This window comes from Enterococcus sp. DIV1224 (genome assembly GCF_050555455.1).
Classification (GTDB): Bacteria; Bacillota; Bacilli; order Lactobacillales; family Enterococcaceae; genus Enterococcus_B; species Enterococcus_B lactis.
The window spans coordinates 227,996-244,492 of record NZ_CP187859.1; the positions used below are offsets into that span (position 1 = coordinate 227,996).

Annotated in this window: 16 protein-coding genes and 1 other annotated feature; of the genes, 11 read left to right on the forward strand and 5 right to left on the reverse strand. The window is 37.3% G+C overall.

Going from position 1 to position 16,497, the window contains the following annotated elements:
• Window positions 1–18 precede the first annotated feature (18 nt).
• From fni to mvk, 4 genes are read right to left on the reverse strand one after another with little or no spacing between them, the layout of a single operon-like run.
• Window positions 19–1,074, reverse strand: a complete 1,056-nt coding sequence (gene fni, locus IGK53_RS01100) for a type 2 isopentenyl-diphosphate Delta-isomerase (RefSeq protein ID WP_002329706.1) — start codon at window positions 1,072–1,074, stop codon at window positions 19–21.
• Window positions 1,071–2,156 carry a phosphomevalonate kinase gene (locus IGK53_RS01105; protein ID WP_002329705.1) on the reverse strand — a complete coding sequence of 362 codons (1,086 nt, stop codon included), beginning with the start codon at window positions 2,154–2,156 and terminating at the stop codon, window positions 1,071–1,073. Before IGK53_RS01105 ends, fni begins: the two co-directional genes overlap by 4 nt.
• A 12-nt stretch (window positions 2,157–2,168) precedes the next feature.
• Window positions 2,169–3,146 (reverse strand): diphosphomevalonate decarboxylase, encoded by a 978-nt coding sequence (gene mvaD, locus IGK53_RS01110; protein WP_002293367.1) that lies wholly within the window; start codon window positions 3,144–3,146, stop codon window positions 2,169–2,171.
• Window positions 3,139–4,083, reverse strand: a complete 945-nt coding sequence (gene mvk, locus IGK53_RS01115) for a mevalonate kinase (protein WP_002329704.1) — start codon at window positions 4,081–4,083, stop codon at window positions 3,139–3,141. Before mvk ends, mvaD begins: the two co-directional genes overlap by 8 nt.
• 315 nt (window positions 4,084–4,398) lie before the next feature.
• Here mvk and IGK53_RS01120 point away from each other — a divergent pair, with 315 nt between their 5' ends.
• Both IGK53_RS01120 and IGK53_RS01125 read left to right on the forward strand, forming a co-directional pair.
• Complete coding sequence (locus IGK53_RS01120; protein ID WP_002293362.1) at window positions 4,399–5,058, forward strand: deoxynucleoside kinase; 660 nt, start codon at window positions 4,399–4,401, stop codon at window positions 5,056–5,058.
• Window positions 5,059–5,141: 83 nt separating this feature from the next.
• Entirely contained in the window at window positions 5,142–6,047 is a 906-nt protein-coding gene (locus IGK53_RS01125) for a magnesium transporter CorA family protein (RefSeq protein ID WP_002313988.1), read from the forward strand.
• A gap of 1 nt (window position 6,048) precedes the next feature.
• On the opposite strand, the gene IGK53_RS01130 is transcribed toward IGK53_RS01125, so the two are convergent.
• Window positions 6,049–6,681 (reverse strand): pentapeptide repeat-containing protein, encoded by a 633-nt coding sequence (locus IGK53_RS01130; protein ID WP_002329703.1) that lies wholly within the window; start codon window positions 6,679–6,681, stop codon window positions 6,049–6,051.
• A 150-nt stretch (window positions 6,682–6,831) separates the two neighbouring features.
• Window positions 6,832–6,957 (forward strand) — a sequence feature (ribosomal protein L20 leader region).
• Window positions 6,958–7,000: 43 nt separating this feature from the next.
• Between IGK53_RS01130 and infC the strand changes: the two genes are divergently transcribed.
• The 9 genes from infC to IGK53_RS01175 all read left to right on the forward strand — a co-directional run bounded on the left by infC (window position 7,001) and on the right by IGK53_RS01175 (window position 16,072).
• The gene (infC, locus tag IGK53_RS01135; protein ID WP_002293357.1) at window positions 7,001–7,525 is read left to right on the forward strand and encodes a translation initiation factor IF-3; all 525 of its coding nucleotides are present in this window, start codon (window positions 7,001–7,003) and stop codon (window positions 7,523–7,525) included.
• A gap of 71 nt (window positions 7,526–7,596) precedes the next feature.
• A complete protein-coding gene (gene rpmI / locus IGK53_RS01140) occupies window positions 7,597–7,797 on the forward strand; it encodes a 50S ribosomal protein L35 (RefSeq protein WP_002289309.1) in 201 nt (66 codons plus the stop codon).
• A 52-nt stretch (window positions 7,798–7,849) separates the two neighbouring features.
• Entirely contained in the window at window positions 7,850–8,209 is a 360-nt protein-coding gene (gene rplT / locus IGK53_RS01145; protein WP_002293355.1) for a 50S ribosomal protein L20, read from the forward strand.
• A 704-nt stretch (window positions 8,210–8,913) separates the two neighbouring features.
• Complete coding sequence (locus IGK53_RS01150) at window positions 8,914–9,735, forward strand: PRD domain-containing protein (protein WP_002329702.1); 822 nt, start codon at window positions 8,914–8,916, stop codon at window positions 9,733–9,735.
• Window positions 9,736–9,836: 101 nt separating this feature from the next.
• The gene (locus IGK53_RS01155) at window positions 9,837–11,738 is read left to right on the forward strand and encodes a beta-glucoside-specific PTS transporter subunit IIABC (protein WP_002329701.1); all 1,902 of its coding nucleotides are present in this window, start codon (window positions 9,837–9,839) and stop codon (window positions 11,736–11,738) included.
• A 12-nt stretch (window positions 11,739–11,750) separates the two neighbouring features.
• Entirely contained in the window at window positions 11,751–13,223 is a 1,473-nt protein-coding gene (locus tag IGK53_RS01160; protein WP_430604891.1) for a sulfatase, read from the forward strand.
• 96 nt (window positions 13,224–13,319) lie between these two features.
• The gene (locus IGK53_RS01165) at window positions 13,320–14,432 is read left to right on the forward strand and encodes a radical SAM/SPASM domain-containing protein (protein ID WP_002329699.1); all 1,113 of its coding nucleotides are present in this window, start codon (window positions 13,320–13,322) and stop codon (window positions 14,430–14,432) included.
• Window positions 14,429–15,205: a sulfite exporter TauE/SafE family protein gene (locus IGK53_RS01170; protein ID WP_002329698.1), complete on the forward strand. Its 777-nt coding sequence runs from the start codon at window positions 14,429–14,431 to the stop codon at window positions 15,203–15,205. Before IGK53_RS01165 ends, IGK53_RS01170 begins: the two co-directional genes overlap by 4 nt.
• A 15-nt stretch (window positions 15,206–15,220) precedes the next feature.
• A complete protein-coding gene (locus IGK53_RS01175; protein WP_002329697.1) occupies window positions 15,221–16,072 on the forward strand; it encodes a formylglycine-generating enzyme family protein in 852 nt (283 codons plus the stop codon).
• Window positions 16,073–16,497 lie beyond the last annotated feature (425 nt).

Sequence of the window (16,497 nt, forward strand, 5' to 3'; positions counted from 1 at the left end):
GAGTATGACGTAAATCAGTCATACTCCTTTTTCTGTGCGTCTTCCATACTTCACTAAGTCGATTCCTCTTGCTTCGCACCAATCCTTCACTGGACCGGAAAAGATGAGAGATTGTTGGTGGAGGGTCGCGATATTCGTTGCGCCGACCATGGTATAAAGCAGACGAAGTTCCTCTTGCCATTGTTTCATTAGCATAATGGTTTCTTCTACGCCATGATTCATCAGGTGAGTCAATACAGTTCCTGAAGTGCCCACTGCTTTTGCGCCTAGACAAAGGGCCTTAAATATGTCATAGGCATTGCGGATACCTCCGGAGGCTAGGATTTCCATAGAAGTGTCTGCTTCATTTGCTTCAAGCAATGAGGCGACTGTCGATTGCCCCCAATCAGCTAGATAATTCAGTTCTCGCTTGGAGCGACGGGCATTTTCAATCTGGGTGAAACTTGTCCCGCTTCGACCGCTGATATCAACTGTATGAACCCCTAAAGAAGCTAAATCATTGATCGTTTCTCTTGTCATGCCAAACCCGACTTCTTTTACGATGAGGGGGACATCAATGGCTGTATGAATCTCTTGGATAAGTGCTTTCCAGTTAGTAAAATCACGGTCTCCCTCAGGCATGACCAATTCTTGAGGTGCATTCAAATGAATCTGTAAGGCATCTGCGTGAAACAATCGGATAGCTTCTTGGGCTCTTTCGACAGAAGTTCCTGCACCGATGTTGGCAATGATTTTCCCGTGAGGATATTCTTGTCGCACAATTGTATAAGTATCGGCTAAAGAAGGGTCCTTCAAGGCAGCGCTGACTGAACCAGTGGCAATCATCAAATCTGCTTCTCTTGCGACGATTGCAAGATTTTGGTTGATTTTTTTTGTTTTTTCGCTTCCGCCTGTCATCGCATTGATATAAAACGGGCTGCTTAGTGTAAACCCAGCTGCCTGTGTACTTAGATCGACATCAGCAACTGCTGTTTGCGGCAAAGGATTATGAATGACCCGTACGAAATCAAATTCATTTTTTTGCTTATCATGAAAGGCTTTAGCTAGTGAAACATGTTCATCTTTTCGATTCATCGGTTTTCCTTTCTTTGATCGCTATAGACATGTAACGGTAGGGGGGTGATTTCTGCTTTTTCCCATGCACTCATTAAAGGAAGGATGCCAGATTTCTGATCAACGATTACGATGCCGCAATCCCCACCACCTGCACCGGAAGACTTTGCAGCCCCTTCATACTGTTCAGCTAAATTACATAATTTGTTCAAAGCAGGCGTTTCGATAACAACCCCGGTGATAGCCGATAAATCATGCAGTAATTGTCGGTTTTTTCGAATCATCTGTTGGATCAACGTAACATTATCTTCTTTAAACCCTTTGATCATTTCGTTGACGCATTCTGTACTGTTTTTTAAGAAAAGCTGATAAGCCGCCATTTTATCTTCTCTCGAACGGTGAACTTGATCGACCAAATCAGAGGTAGAGGCAGGGCTACCCGTCCAACCAATCAATAAACGTAAATCTTCAGGAGCAATCAATGGCTCAATTGATAGACCAGGCCAATCCATGGCAAGTAACTCACTGATGGAATGCTGAGTTTCTTGTTCTTGGAGCCAAGGATGGTCGAAGGTCGAGAAGGCGATCCAGCCACCATAACAGCTAGCAGCGATGTCGCCGCAAGAACCATTATCTTGAACTGCTAAATTAGCGAGTGCTGCGATCTTGAAAATCTCTAGCTGAGATAAATTCAATGCGTAAAAAACATTCAAGGCTTTGACCGTTGCAACAGTAACGGCGCCGCTAGAACCTAATCCGTATTTCCGACCATTTGAACTGTCTAGCTCGCTTGTTACTTTCAGATCATAAAAGGATAAAAGAATGTTTTTTTCTTGTGCATACTTTTCAGTCAATCGAATAGCAGCAAGGATATAATGAAAAGGATTTTCCCGAATATCTAAAACTAATTCCCCGTTACGTCTTGTCCAACGTACAGGCATCCCGCTATATTGCGCAGATTGGATACTTCCCACTTTTCGTGCGGACTCTACAGTGACTGTCACGAATTGATCGACTGCAGCGATAACTGCCGGATGACCTGTTTCAACAACTGCATATTCTCCGGCAATATAGAGTTTGCCTGGTGCAGATACTTCAATCATAAAAATCTCCCTTTATTCAATAATCGCAATTCCTGGACCAGCGTGGGCAGTAATTACTTGTTCTTTGCTAAATAATTTGGTAAATGTTTCTTGTACCTCAGATAAATGGCTGTTTTCCACTAAAACTTTGACATTAGGGCCAGCATCCATCGTAAAGTAGCATGGAATGCCTTGCTTTCTCAATTGCCGCACCGCATCCATCGCTTTTAAGCTGTCAGGAGACCAGTAAGTGAAAGGTGGTTGGGCAGCTAAAGTCGTTCCGTGCATTTTTAGTCCGTTTCTTTCCATCGTTTCTCCGAGAAGTTGGAAATCTTTTGTTTTGATTGCTTGTTTCAATTGATATAGATCCCCTTCAACGGAATCTAACCAGCCTTGATAAAAACTGGATGTTTCGACTGTCCGCCGCATCCCATTTCTGCTAGACACTTCTTTTTTCTGGTCGTTGATCAAAATGAAAACCATTGCTAGATCGTCTTCGAAAGAATCAGAAGGGACTGGCTTGGCATAAGAGCTTAAGTCATCATGACCTTTTTCCCATTCGACGAAACCACCAAAAATACTTCGGCAAGCTGAACCAGACCCGCGTCGAGCAAATCTTGAAAGAGAAAGATCGTCTAATCCAAGCTTAAGGGCAGTATTACAAGCGCCTGCTAAAGCAGCTAGCCCGCTAGCAGAGGATGCTAATCCGGCTGCGGTAGGAACGAAATTCTGACTGATTACTGAAGCTTTTAGTGAGATGCCGGCTTCTTTACGAAAAAGGTCAAGAAACTGACTAACTTTTTTTGTTGCTTTTTCGTCTTGCAAGGTGTCATCTAGATAAAATTCATCTGCTATATAGCTATCAGAAAAGATGACTTCTGTTTCGGTATAAAATGCATCCAATGTCAACGAAAGACTGTTGTTCATCGGAAGGATGAGTGCTTCATTTTTCTTACCCCAATATTTGATTAGGGCAATGTTGGTATATGCGCGTGCTTTGCCTTTAAACATAGGTATGTACTCCTAATCCTTGTATCCAAGTTTCAGCCGCACCCGCATCTTCAAGTGCTTGACTGATTTCTTGGGCTTTTGTTTTTGTTTGTGCTAATGCAATCATGCAGCCACCGCGTCCGCCGCCAGTTAATTTAGCACCTAATGCACCGGTATCTTTAGCTGTTTGGATCAGTAAATCAAGGAAATCGTTGCTGATCGTCAGTTTTTCCAGAAGTGATTGTGATTCATCCATTGTTTGAGCTAACATTTCTGGTGAATTTTCAATGATTGCTTGCTTCGCTTGCTTTGTGAAGTATCCTAATTTTTGGATCATTTGTCCAGTTTCATGTGGTTGTCTTTCAAACAGGTGAGCGACATCTTTGACGGCTTCTCTTGTTTGTCCTTTGATTCCTGTATCAGCGACAATCAAAAAAGCATCGATATTCAAAGAAAAATAATCAAAAGGATGCCCTTTTATAAAATAAATTGGCTGCAAGCTGCTAGTAGCGGCTGCATCGATCCCACTAGGATTGCCATGTGCGATTTTTTCCGAAAGTTGTACTTTCTCTAATAGTATTTCACGAGACAAAGGGAGTGCTAAGTAATCATAAAAAGCACGAGTAACTGCTGTGGCGACCGCAGCACTTGATCCCATTCCACGTTCAGCAGGAATCGTGCTTTCGATGGTTAGTTGCAAGTTTTTATGGATATCATGCTCTTTTTTTAAATGGATGAATAATTTTTTGATATTTTTTAATGTATGAGGAGCTTCGGCTAAATTTCCTGAATAGTAGGAAGAAACCAATTGATCGTCCATTGCATCCAGCTCTTCAAGGAATGCGGTGACTTTTGTTGCATAAAAAGGAAAGGCAATCGCCGGTTCTCCATAAACAACCGCGTGCTCGCCCATCAAGATAATCTTTCCGCTTGATTCTCCTTGGCCATAGTTTGCCATAATCTAACTCCTTCTCACGTAAAAGTGATTTTTAAGCAAAAAATAAAGCGCCCAAAACGAGTTGCGCTGCTTCACGAAATTTTTTGTCCGCTAAGGGTCTCAAAAAACATTCCTTCTTTATTTTACTAAAATCATCCCAGAAGTAAAACTAAGAATACGTTTTCTAAAGGAAAAACCCTTTTTTCTTAAGAATTTTTTGACCTTTTTTCTTTTTTGACTAGAAAAAAATACAATTGACACTACTAGATATTGGGGGTATATTTAAAAATGTTGGAGTTAAACACAATATTTAGTGATGAAGTGAGCTGGAGGTAAATGAGCGTGATCGTTTTAGCAGGTACAATTGGTGCCGGAAAATCAAGTTTGACAGAAATGATGGCTGAACACTTTGATAGTCAGGCATTTTATGAATCAATTGATGATAATGAAGTCTTGCCCTTATTTTATGCAAACCCTGAACAGTATGCTTTTTTGTTGCAAATTTATTTTTTGAATAAACGTTTTGCAAGCATCAAACAAGCAATGAAAGATGACAATAATGTATTGGACCGTTCGATTTATGAAGATTCGCTGCTTTTCCATCTAAATGCAGATCTAGGAAGAGCGACGGAAACGGAAGTTCGTGTGTATGATGAACTGCTGGAAAACATGATGGAAGAACTGCCCTATGCTGCCCATAAAAAACACCCGGATTTATTAGTTCATATTCGTGTATCTTTTGATACGATGCTAGAACGGATCGAGAAACGTGGTCGTTCGTATGAACAATTGTCCTTTGACCCAAGTCTGTACGATTATTACAAAGAATTGAACAGACGGTATGATCAATGGTATGAAGAATACAAAGAAAGTCCAAAAATCCAAATCGATGGAGATCGCTATAATTTTGTGGAAGATCCTCAAGCAAAAGAAGAAGTCTTGAAAATGATCGAAGAAAAATTAGCAGAAATCCGCCAAACTGAATTAGCTATTTGATTTAAAGCTACTCAAAAAAGGATGCTCCTTTATTTGAGTAGCTTTTTTCTTTATACTAGAAACAAATATCAGGAGGATGGAGTATGCGGGAAAAACACTATTTTAATCAAGAACGTAATTTTTGGATCAATATACAGCAAGATGATGTGCTAGCTGTTAAAAATTTAAAAGAAGAATATGGCATCAGCGATGAGATGCTGACTTATTCTCTAGATAAAAATGAGCGGGCACGCGTAGAGTATGACTCTTTTGATGAAGCGTTACTACTTGTATCAAATGTCCCGCACCAACAAAAAGTTGATAATCATTACGAAACTAGTCCTATCGCTTTTATTTTAAAAGAAGATGGTTTGTTTACATTTACCACGCCGAATACCGAGTATGTGATTCGACTGATTCGATCACTTTTGGAGCGAATGCCAGACATGAGTGTATACAGTTTATTGTTTCGTACATTATTTTTAATTTCCGATTCCTTTTTTCCTTTAATCGAGGAAGTAAATAGCGAACGTCAACGGCTCAACCTAAAGTTAAGGGAAAAAACAACAAACAAGAATCTACTGCAACTTTCAGATTTAGAGATTGGTTTGGTTTACTTAGTTACAGGAACAAAACAAAATGTAGTACTTTTGGAACAAATCAAGGCATTAGCCATTTATCGCAAGTTGTCAGAAAAGGAAAAGGAAGAGTTGGACGATGCACTGATCGAAGCACGACAAGCAGTTGAAATGACGAACTTAGCTTCGCAGATTTTAGATCAGCTTTCTGGCACTTATAATAATTTACTGAATAACAATTTAAATGACACGATGAAGTTTTTGACTGTCTGGTCGTTGATCTTGACTGTACCGACTATTGTGACAGGATTTTTCGGGATGAATCTTAAGCTACCATTTACCCATTCTGTTTTCGGATGGGGAATCGCCTTGATCATCAGTCTGGTTTTATCTGTTTGGATGCTCATTGCACTATGGCGGCGGATTCGTTGATCTAGTCTTTGATCTGCAAACCAAGGGCTTGAGCAATCACAAGTGCTTGCTCCTGGTTGACGATCAGTCCTGCCAAATAATCTTGAGATAAAGCAATGGCAGTGAAGAAATTAGTCGTAAAGTCTAATCCCTTCAGAGAAGTTCGGAACCAATTCGAACCAGTTAACTGATTATCAGACAAAAAAAGATTTTTCCAAGTGACCTCATAAAATTCGCTGTCTTCTAACTGGCAATGATCGAAGGATACGGCTTTCAAGTTTGTGCTGCTAAAGGAAGCCATCGAAGCAATGCAGTCAGTGAAAGTGCAGTCTCTAAGATAACTTTCGGCAAAATTCGTACCTGTTAATTTACATTGATGAAACACGACTTGGTGGAAACTGCCACCAATCCACTCCAGATTGGAAAAATCACACTTTTCAAAAATGACATTACTGCATTCAAAATGACGTAAAGCTGTTTTTTGCATGGTCAGTTTTTGGACATGACTCTCTCTTAATACCATATTTTTGGCATCAAGATAGCTTTGATCACCTCCATTGATCAGAAGACCAGAGAGGATTTCTTCATCTTCTAAATAAAAATCTCCTTTTGTCAGAGGAGGAAGAGAAGGTGGGATAGGTTCGATTTTTTTCATTTGGATTCACCTCGTTTTTCTTTAGTATAGCAAAGAAGCGGGAATCACTGCTAGAAAGTCTGCTAGACCAATCATTTTCAGAAAAGGAAGAAAAACTGTATGAAAAACATTGACAGAAGGATTGGTTTTTGCTATACTATGATGGTTGAGAAATAAAAGCAGAAGCACCCGCTTCTCGCCTTAGTTGATAATGTCACTGGGCTAGATAGTTTTCACTGGTTCTATTAGGTGAAGTACGCGCGGGTTCTGTAAGAGAACTCGTTTTTTTATTGCCGTTTATTCGGTAAGCTTTTCTTTCTCTCATAATATTTGGAGGTGAATGACCATAGCAAAGGATATGATGGTTAACGACGGCATTCGTGCACGAGAGTTACGATTGATCGGTTCAGATGGTGAGCAATTAGGAGTTAAGACAAAAGCAGAAGCATTGAATATTGCAGAACAAGCAAACTTGGATCTTGTGTTAGTTGCCCCTGGTGCGAAACCACCAGTTGCGCGAATCATGGACTACGGTAAATACCGTTTCGAACAACAAAAGAAAGACCGCGAAGCGCGTAAAAAACAAAAAGTGATCAATGTAAAAGAAGTTCGCTTAAGTCCTACGATCGACTTGAATGACTTCAATACAAAACTTCGTAATGCACGTAAGTTCTTGGAAAAGGGCGATAAAGTGAAAGCTTCTATCCGTTTCAAAGGCCGTGCCATTACCCATAAAGAAATTGGTCAAAAAGTCTTGAATCGCTTAGCTGAAGAAACTGCTGATATTGCAACAGTGGAACAAAAAGCGAAAATGGACGGACGCAGCATGTTCTTGACGCTGGCACCGAAAAACGACAGTAAGTAATTTGAATGACTAACTGGCTGTTGGACAGCCGATAGTCGGATAACGAAAGATTTTGAGGAGGAAATATAGTCATGCCAAAACAAAAAACACACCGCGGATCAGCAAAACGTTTCAAACGTACTGGTAAAGGCGGATTGAAACGCTTCCGCGCGTTTACAAGTCACCGTTTCCACGGCAAAACAAAAAAACAACGCCGTCAATTGCGTAAAGCAAGCATGGTTTCTAGTGGCGACTTCAAGCGTATTCGCCAACAACTAGCAAAAATGAAATAAGAAGTACAAATAACAGAATCTGAAGATTTATTTTTATTAGGAGGAATTATACATGGCACGTGTTAAAGGTGGAACAGTAACTCGTAAACGTCGTAAAAGAGTGCTAAAATTAGCAAAAGGTTACTACGGTTCAAAACACACTTTATTTAAAACAGCAAAAGAACAAGTAATGAATTCATACAACTACGCATATCGCGATCGTCGTCAAAAGAAACGCGACTTCCGTAAATTGTGGATTGCTCGTATCAACGCAGCAGCTCGTATGAATGGCTTGAGCTACTCAAAATTAATGCACGGTTTGAAAGTTGCTGAAATCGACATCAACCGTAAAATGTTAGCTGACTTGGCTGTTAACGATGCAGCAGCATTTACTGCATTGGCTGACCAAGCAAAAGACGCTTTGGCTAAATAAGCTTACAAACATTGATTTATAAATGTTATCCCTGCTCATTAAGCAGGGATTTTTTTGTCTTAAATTTCCACCCCAGAGATTTAAGACAAACTCAATATTTACCCTTGAAATGAGCGATTAGTGTGAAAAAAATATTGAAAATATTAGAAGATGAGTGAGAAAAACAGCGAATGTTGAAAATAATGAAAAATAGAAAGGAATAAAAATCGCTTTTAAGAGATATGTTAAGGATTTTTGTCTTAAGAAGAAAACTGAGTAACTCAAGCGAGACAAATATTTGAGTAGATTCCCCACCAATTTGATAATTGCCAAAAATAGTCCAGAGATATGCAAATAATAAAAGATGATTAAAAAATCTTAAATCGGAGATAAAACACAATAGATTTATAATATAAAGAGGAACAAAAGATTAACAAAGTATTTAGAAGAAAATAGCAAGAATTGAAAAAAGATGGGCAATGTACTTTTGAAGAATTAGAAAAAGTTGAAGGTAGACAATTATTAAAATTGTTGTTTCTTATGTCTTAGTATAAATATTGTTAAAAAGAAAAACGCTTGCAAAATGATATGGAATCATTTATAATTACATCAAATTGAATGGGTAGTTACTGATAAGGCAGGCTATACCTTACTACAAGTGAGATTTTATCACGTGTATTAAGGTATGCCTGTTTTTGCTTGTGCTCAAGGAGGTGAAACAGGTCTTGAAGATCAAAAAGATACTCAATAACAATGCAGTTCTGGTCGGAAAAAATGGGAAAGATTTTATATGGATTGGTACAGGATTAGGATTTCAAATGAAGCCAGGGTTAGAAGCTGATGAAAGCAAAATCGAAAAAATTTTTGTGTTAAAGGAAAAAACTTCTTATCAGCGATTTGAAAAATTGATTGCTTCTATACCAATTAAGTATTTTTCATTAACGGATGATATTATTCAATTGGCAAAGGATAGATTAGATTACGAGGTAAGCGAAATGCTCTATATTTCTTTAACGGATCACCTATTCAATTTAATGAAGCTTTATCGACAAGGAATATCTCTTCATAATCGTTTATCTTGGGAAATCAAAAAAAGTTATCCGAAAGAGTTTGAAATAGGAAAACAAGCGTTACGATTAATAGAAGAAAAACTGAATGTGAGACTAGAAGATGAAGAAGCTGGCAATATTGCTATGCATCTAATCAATACCCAGATTAATGAAAACGGCAATCAAAAATTTGATGCTAGGACCATTGCTAAAAAGATCCGTGATATTATTGTGATTATTCGTTTATCGAATAAGTTAACAATTAATGAAGATTCATTAGCTTACGATCGATTCATTACACATCTGCGTTTTTTCTTTCAACGTTTAGATGCAGAAGATCAATCAAAACCGAATCCATTATTAACGTATGTGAAAGAGCAATATCATCAAGCATTTCAGACAATGAAATTAGTAGAAGAGTACTTAGAATCAGCTTTAAATGATGATGAGCAATTATACTTAACCTTGCATATTCAAAAATTAATAGAGAACGATTAGGGTTGTTACTGGTAAAGCAGGCAAGACTGACAGAAGCTTTCTTAGGTGAAGGTCTTTGTTTGTCTTGCCTTTTTTAGTTGAAAATAGAAAGGAAGAAAAAAATGGCCTATGAAAAATTAGTAAAAGAAATCTTAAAAGATGTTGGTGGAAAAGAGAATATCAATGGACTGACTCATTGTATTACTCGTTTACGTTTCAACTTGAAAGATGAAGAAAAAGCAAATACAGAAGAACTAAAAGAAGTACCTGGAGTTGTGACCGTAGTTCAAAGTGGGGGACAGTACCAAGTTGTTATTGGTAATCACGTTCGGGATGTTTACAAGGAATTTATTGAACTTTCCGGGCTGTCAACAGAAACAGAAGTAGTTAAGGAAAAGAAAGGATTATTGGATAGCTTTATTGATATTATCTCAGGGATTTTTACACCTGTCCTAGGACTATTAGCTGCGACAGGGATGATTAAAGGACTGAATGTTCTATTTGTATCTTTAGGTTGGTTTACAAATACTTCGGGTACTTACGCCATTTTACAAGCTGCCGGAGATTGTTTCTTTTATTTTTTCCCAATCTTTTTAGGATACACAGCAGCAAAAAAATTCGGGTTGAATCAATTTGTCGGGATGGCTTTGGGAGCGGCATTAGTTTATCCCGCGATAGCAGGACTGACAGCTAGTGTAGAACCTCTATATACATTGTTTTCGGGAACGATTTTTGAATCACCAATTTATATTACTTTTTTAGGAATTCCAGTTATTTTGATGAACTATGGTTCAAGCGTTATCCCAATTGTCGTTTCAACTTTTTTTGGTAGCAAACTTGAAAAATCCTTAGCTCGCATTATTCCTGGTATATTAAAAAGTTTCTTAGTCCCCTTTCTAACAGTAATAATTATGGTTCCTTTAACTTTTATTATTATTGGACCCATAGCAACTTGGGCTGGAGATTTGCTAGGTGAGTTCGTCTTAACAATTTATAATTTTAGCCCAATTGTAGCAGGAATTGCTGTAGGAGCTATTTGGCAAGTTTTAGTAATGTTTGGTTTACACTGGGGAATTATTCCGATTGCAATCAACAATATCAGTGTCCTAGGTTACGATCCTGTGATGGTTTTAGGACAAGCAACGCCATTTGCAACTGCTGGAGCTGTGTTGGCGGTAATTATAAAATCTCGTAATGTCTCTGTTCGAGCAATCGGCATTCCGGCTTTTATTTCTAGCTTATTTGGCGTTTCTGAACCATCACTGTATGGGGTTACTTTACCACGAAAAAAACCATTCATTGCTACTTTGATTTCAGCCTCAGTTGGTGGATTAATAATGGGTATCTTCGGAACCAAGTCTTTCATTATGGGAGGAATGGGGATTTTTAGCTTACCAAATTATATTAGTCCTGAAAGTGGGATAGGAAGTGGATTTTATGGTTACGTTATTGCGATTGTAGTTGCTTTTGTACTGTCGTTCATCTTAACTCTAACTTTCTTATATGATCCAAAAGAAGACCGAGAAGCACAGAATAGAAGAGACAATGAAAAGAATAAAGTAGAGTCTAAGAAAAATGATTTGATGACAGAAGTAGCGGTCTCATTACCTATTGCTGGCGAAGTTTTTCCGCTATCAGAAATCGCTGATGCAGCATTCTCTACAGAATTATTAGGAAAAGGACTTGCTGTTCGACCAAGTGAAGGAAAAGTATATGCTCCTTTTGACGGTACAGTTGAAACATTTTTTCCAACAAATCATGCAGTTGGCTTGAAATCAGTAGATGGGATTGAACTATTGATCCACATTGGAATGGATACCGTGAATTTGGAGGGAAAATATTTTGTACCTAAGGTGAAGCAAGAAGATACGATTAAGAAGGGACAGTTATTGTTGGAATTTGATGGAAAAGCAATTCAAGAAGCAGGCTATTCCATTGATACACCAATTGTTGTTACAAATACGAAAAAATATTTGGATGTGGTAGAAAAAGTCGCAGAAAAAGAATTGATTATTATCAAATAAAGGAGCGAGATCATGCGAGCAATAATGATTATGTTCGATACTTTGTCACGAGAATATTTATCTAATTACGGAAATGAATGGATGAAGACTCCAAATTTTCAAAGATTAAGGGAACAAACAACAACTTTTGATCAATTCTATGGAGGTAGCATGCCTTGCATGCCAGCTCGTCGTGAGTTGCATACAGGACGCTATAATTTTATGCATCGTATGTGGGGGCAATTGGAACCTTTTGATCACTCTATCTTTGAAATTATGCAAAATAATGGGATTTATTGTCATTTAGTGACAGATCATTCTCATTATTTTGAAGATGGTGGGGCGACCTACCATAATCGTTATTCAACTTGGGAAGGATTTCGTGGGCAAGAAGGAGATCGTTGGATTCCCAGAAAAGCAGGAGAGAACCATCCTCAACAGAACTCTTTAAATAAGACAGGAATTTCTGTCGATCAACATTTTGCAAATCGAACCAAGCAATGCACTGAAGAAACAATGTCTAGTGTACAAACAATTCAAGCAGGACTAGAGTTTTTGGAAGCATACCGTACAGAAGATAATTGGTTCTTACAAATTGAATGCTTTGATCCTCATGAACCTTTTTTCGTTCCAGAAAAGTACCGAGAACTTTATCAAGACCAACCGACAGATCAACCTTATTTCTGGCCTAAATATGGACGAATTACGGAAGATATTACTGAAAATGACTTAACGGGAGTTCAAAAAGAATACGCGTCATTAATAAGTATGTGTGATAAACATCTAGGAAAACTATTGGATTACTTAGATGAAAATAATATGTGGGAGGACACATTAATCATAATTAATACGGATCATGGTTTTTTGTTAGGCGAACATGATTGGTTAGGAAAAAATGTAGCGCCTATGTATGAAGAAATTATCCACCTTCCATTTTTCATTAGTGCCCCAGATAGTAAAGTGGGAAATCATTGTCAAACTTTGAGCCAAACAATTGATATTCCAGCCACTTTACTGGATTATTTTGGAATTGAGAATGAGCTAGATATGGATGGGAAATCTTTACTACCTGCATTAAAAAATGAAGAAACACTGCTTCATCCGGAAATTATTTTTGGTACGAACGGCGGACATGTGAATATTTATGATGGACGTTATGTGTATATGCGAGCATCTATTTACCTTGATAATGGTCCAATTACTATCCAGACTTTAAATTATTCTATGATTCGAGGTTTTCTAAAAAAAGAAGTTTTAGATCAATTAACACTTAAGCCAGGGAATCGTTTTACAAACCAATATCCTTACACCGAAATACCAGTATCAACATATATTGATTCATATTCTATTGGACATTTGTTATTTGATTTGAAAAATGATCCTAAGCAAGAACACCCAATTAAAGATAAAAAAATCGAAAACAAAATGATTCGAAAATTAGTAGAAATTATGGATCGAATTGAAGTACCAGATAGTGAATATGAACGATTAGGACTCGTAAAATAGAGAAGAAATTAGCGAATCTTTAGTAAAAATTTCTAAGGATTCGTTCCTTTTTCGGTAAAAGTGAATAAATAAGGAGTTCAGAAAAAAGGTGAAGGAATGAAACATTTATCGGTTTTAATCAAACCAGCATCTTCGTTGTGTAATCTTCGCTGTAAGTATTGCTTTTATGCCAATGTTAGCTCACTCAGAGAGGTTCGTTCGTATGGAAAAATGAAATGTGAGATTGCGACAGCAATGCTAGAAAGTATTTACATCGATTTAGAAGATGGTGATGAATTAACTCTGGCTTTTCAAGGTGGCGAACCAACTATGGCAGGGATAAGTTATTTTGAAAACATTACTGATTTTGTAGCTCAACAAAACAAACAAGTGCATGTAAACTATGCGATTCAAACCAATGGCGTCATTATTAATGATCAGTGGTGTAAATTTCTAAAAAAACATAATTTTCTTGTAGGATTGTCCATTGATGGACATCCGTTGTATCACGACCTAAATCGTATAGATTCAAGAGGGAAAGGCACTTTTTATCGCGTTCTAGAAACCAAAAAACTCTTTGATCATTATGCAATTGACTACAATATTTTGTGTGTATTAACAAGGCCGTTAGCAGATGAAGGAGAAAAAATTTTTCATTTCTTAAAGGAGAAACGAATTGATTATGTCCAGTTTATTCCTTGTTTAGAAGATCTGGATGCAAAAGGGAAAAACAGCTATCCTTTAACGCCAAGAGGTTTTGCCAGTTTCTATCACAAAATATTTCAACTTTGGCTTGATGAATTGCGGACAGGACGATATATAAGTATTAAGTTATTTGATGACTTGATTAATTTGTTAGTTAGGCAACAAGTAACTGCTTGTGGCATTCTTGGGAATTGCCAAGTTCAATACGTCATTGAAGCAGATGGCAGTGTGTATCCTTGTGATTTTTATGTTCTAGATGAGTATAGAATTGGTTATATTCAAGAGAATACTTTACGAGAATTGTTTGAACAGGATGTTTCCCGTAAATTTATTTGTGAACGACCAGTGACTCCTAAAAAGTGTCAAAGTTGTCCTTTTCAGCAAATGTGTGGTGGTGGATGTAAACGAATGAAGGACGTGGTATACATTGACGAAGACGGTTACTGTGGCTATCAGGAACTACTTCAAGAATTTATACCAAAAATAGAAGAAATATTGATTTTGTTGCGGGAGGTGAATATGTGATAGGAATTCTTTACTTTATTGTAATTGTCTTAGCCAATACTGTTGGAGCAGTTTCTGGAATGGGCGGTGGCGTAATCATTAAGCCTATTTTTGATTTTATAGGTGCGCATGATGTGGCAGCAATATCCTTTTATTCTGCCACTGCGGTTTTTACGATGTCTGTCATTTCTACTACGCGTCAATTGACTAGTGGTCGTAAGTTTAATTGGGAAATCGTCAGTTGGGTATCTGTTGGTGCAGTGTTAGGTGGGAGTTTCGGAAATCTAGCATTTGAGGCTTTTTTTAGCTGGTTTGGAAATAAAGATATCGTGCAATTGATTCAAATAGCATTAACAATGGGTACCTTAATTTTTGCTTTTATGTATACAAAATACAACTGGAAAAATTTTCAATTTACACATGTTATTTGGTATTTTAGTTGTGGTTTAATCTTAGGATTTTTAGCTAGTTTATTAGGTATTGGTGGTGGTCCAATAAATGTTTCATTACTTATGTTACTGTTCTCGATATCTATTAAAGATGCAACTGTTTATTCTATCTGTACAATTTTATTTTCCCAGTTTGCCAAATTGCTTACAATTGCTCTTACGACCGGATTTAGTCGGTATGATTTAACAATATTGTGGTTTGTGATTCCAGCAGCAATTATTGGGGGATTACTGGGGGCAAAACTCAGTAATGTTTTATCACCAGAAAAGGTTACTATTGTTTTTCAGAGTGTCATTCTTCTTGTGCTATTTATAAATCTTTATAATGCTTATCAAATATTATAGAAAGAAGGGAACGGGATGATTGCTATTCCAGAAGGAACGTTTCACATTGGGACAAATCAACCAGATGGATTTCCTACAGATAATGAAGGTCCGAAAATAACTATCCAACACCCTGCATTTATGATTGATGAAACAACGGTAACCAATAAAGAATTTGCTTCATTCATTAAGAAAACTGGTTATATTACCGAAGCAGAGAAGTTTGGTTGGTCCTTTGTTTTTCATTATTTTTTGAGCGAAGTGACAAAAAAGAAAAGTAAATTAGTTCCTAATATGAACTGGTGGTACGCAGTAGCTGGAGCTGATTGGTCTCATCCCGAAGGACCAGATTCTTCAATTGAAGCCAGATGGGATCATCCGGTTGTTCAAGTCTCTCGAAATGATGCTGTTGCTTATTGTCAATGGGCTGGCAAACGGCTACCTACTGAAGCAGAGTGGGAAATTGCTGCTAAAGGGGGAACTGAGTTTCAAAAATATTATTGGGGGAAAGAATTCTTAAAAGATGGTACTTATCAATGCAACATCTGGCAAGGTGATTTTCCTAGGACGAATACGTTGGCAGATGGTTTTGCCAATACGGCTCCAGCAAAATGGTATGAAGCTAATGAGTATGGAATGTATCAACCTATTGGAAATGTATGGGAGTGGTGTAGTAACCCCGCGCGAATTGATTTAACAGAATTTAAGGAAAAGGACAGTGCTTATTACTGGTCACATCATCAAATAATTGATGATAAAACTTATGCTACGCGTGGAGGGTCCTTTTTGTGTCATGAATCTTATTGCAAACGATATCGGCTTTCCGCTCGAAATGGAAATACTGGAATGTCTGCTGCAAATAATTTAGGTTTTAGATGTGTAAAGTAATTAGTTGTTTAAAAATTCAGTTGATGATAAAGGATAAGACAGCTATTAGTTTAATAGTTTCTATTTTTGTTTAGATGTTTAAATTCTCTTCCTATATGTCCCACATTATTGATCCAGATTTTTATATGACGAGTTTATAGATTGACCCAGAAAATGACCCAGATTAATATGAAATTTGTTGATATTGATTGAAATGAGTATGATTATATTTCCTGAGCAATGCTTGATTTTAACTACGTATTCATAAAGAGGAAAGAAGATAACGAAAAGTTATGTTCTTTCCTCTTTTTTAGTGTTGTAATATACATAATTAAACAAAACAGTAAGAGAAATTTAGTAATCATTATTTCATCCTGCAGATTATTGGATTCATCGCGCATTAAAATAGAATAGATGCTATAATTTTTAAGAGAAAAGAATATTAT

Excerpts from the sequence above, each read along its gene's own strand:
- fni (WP_002329706.1), bottom strand. The coding sequence starts at position 1,074 with ATGAATCGAAAAGATGAACATGTTTCACTAGCTAAAGCCTTTCATGAT.
- IGK53_RS01105 (WP_002329705.1), bottom strand. The coding sequence starts at position 2,156 with ATGATTGAAGTATCTGCACCAGGCAAACTCTATATTGCCGGAGAATAT.
- mvaD (WP_002293367.1), bottom strand. The coding sequence starts at position 3,146 with ATGTTTAAAGGCAAAGCACGCGCATATACCAACATTGCCCTAATCAAA.
- mvk (WP_002329704.1), bottom strand. The coding sequence starts at position 4,083 with ATGGCAAACTATGGCCAAGGAGAATCAAGCGGAAAGATTATCTTGATG.
- IGK53_RS01120 (WP_002293362.1), top strand. The coding sequence starts at position 4,399 with ATGAGCGTGATCGTTTTAGCAGGTACAATTGGTGCCGGAAAATCAAGT.
- IGK53_RS01125 (WP_002313988.1), top strand. The coding sequence starts at position 5,142 with ATGCGGGAAAAACACTATTTTAATCAAGAACGTAATTTTTGGATCAAT.
- IGK53_RS01130 (WP_002329703.1), bottom strand. The coding sequence starts at position 6,681 with ATGAAAAAAATCGAACCTATCCCACCTTCTCTTCCTCCTCTGACAAAA.
- infC (WP_002293357.1), top strand. The coding sequence starts at position 7,001 with ATGACCATAGCAAAGGATATGATGGTTAACGACGGCATTCGTGCACGA.
- rpmI (WP_002289309.1), top strand. The coding sequence starts at position 7,597 with ATGCCAAAACAAAAAACACACCGCGGATCAGCAAAACGTTTCAAACGT.
- rplT (WP_002293355.1), top strand. The coding sequence starts at position 7,850 with ATGGCACGTGTTAAAGGTGGAACAGTAACTCGTAAACGTCGTAAAAGA.
- IGK53_RS01155 (WP_002329701.1), top strand. The coding sequence starts at position 9,837 with ATGGCCTATGAAAAATTAGTAAAAGAAATCTTAAAAGATGTTGGTGGA.
- IGK53_RS01160 (WP_430604891.1), top strand. The coding sequence starts at position 11,751 with ATGCGAGCAATAATGATTATGTTCGATACTTTGTCACGAGAATATTTA.
- IGK53_RS01165 (WP_002329699.1), top strand. The coding sequence starts at position 13,320 with ATGAAACATTTATCGGTTTTAATCAAACCAGCATCTTCGTTGTGTAAT.
- IGK53_RS01175 (WP_002329697.1), top strand. The coding sequence starts at position 15,221 with ATGATTGCTATTCCAGAAGGAACGTTTCACATTGGGACAAATCAACCA.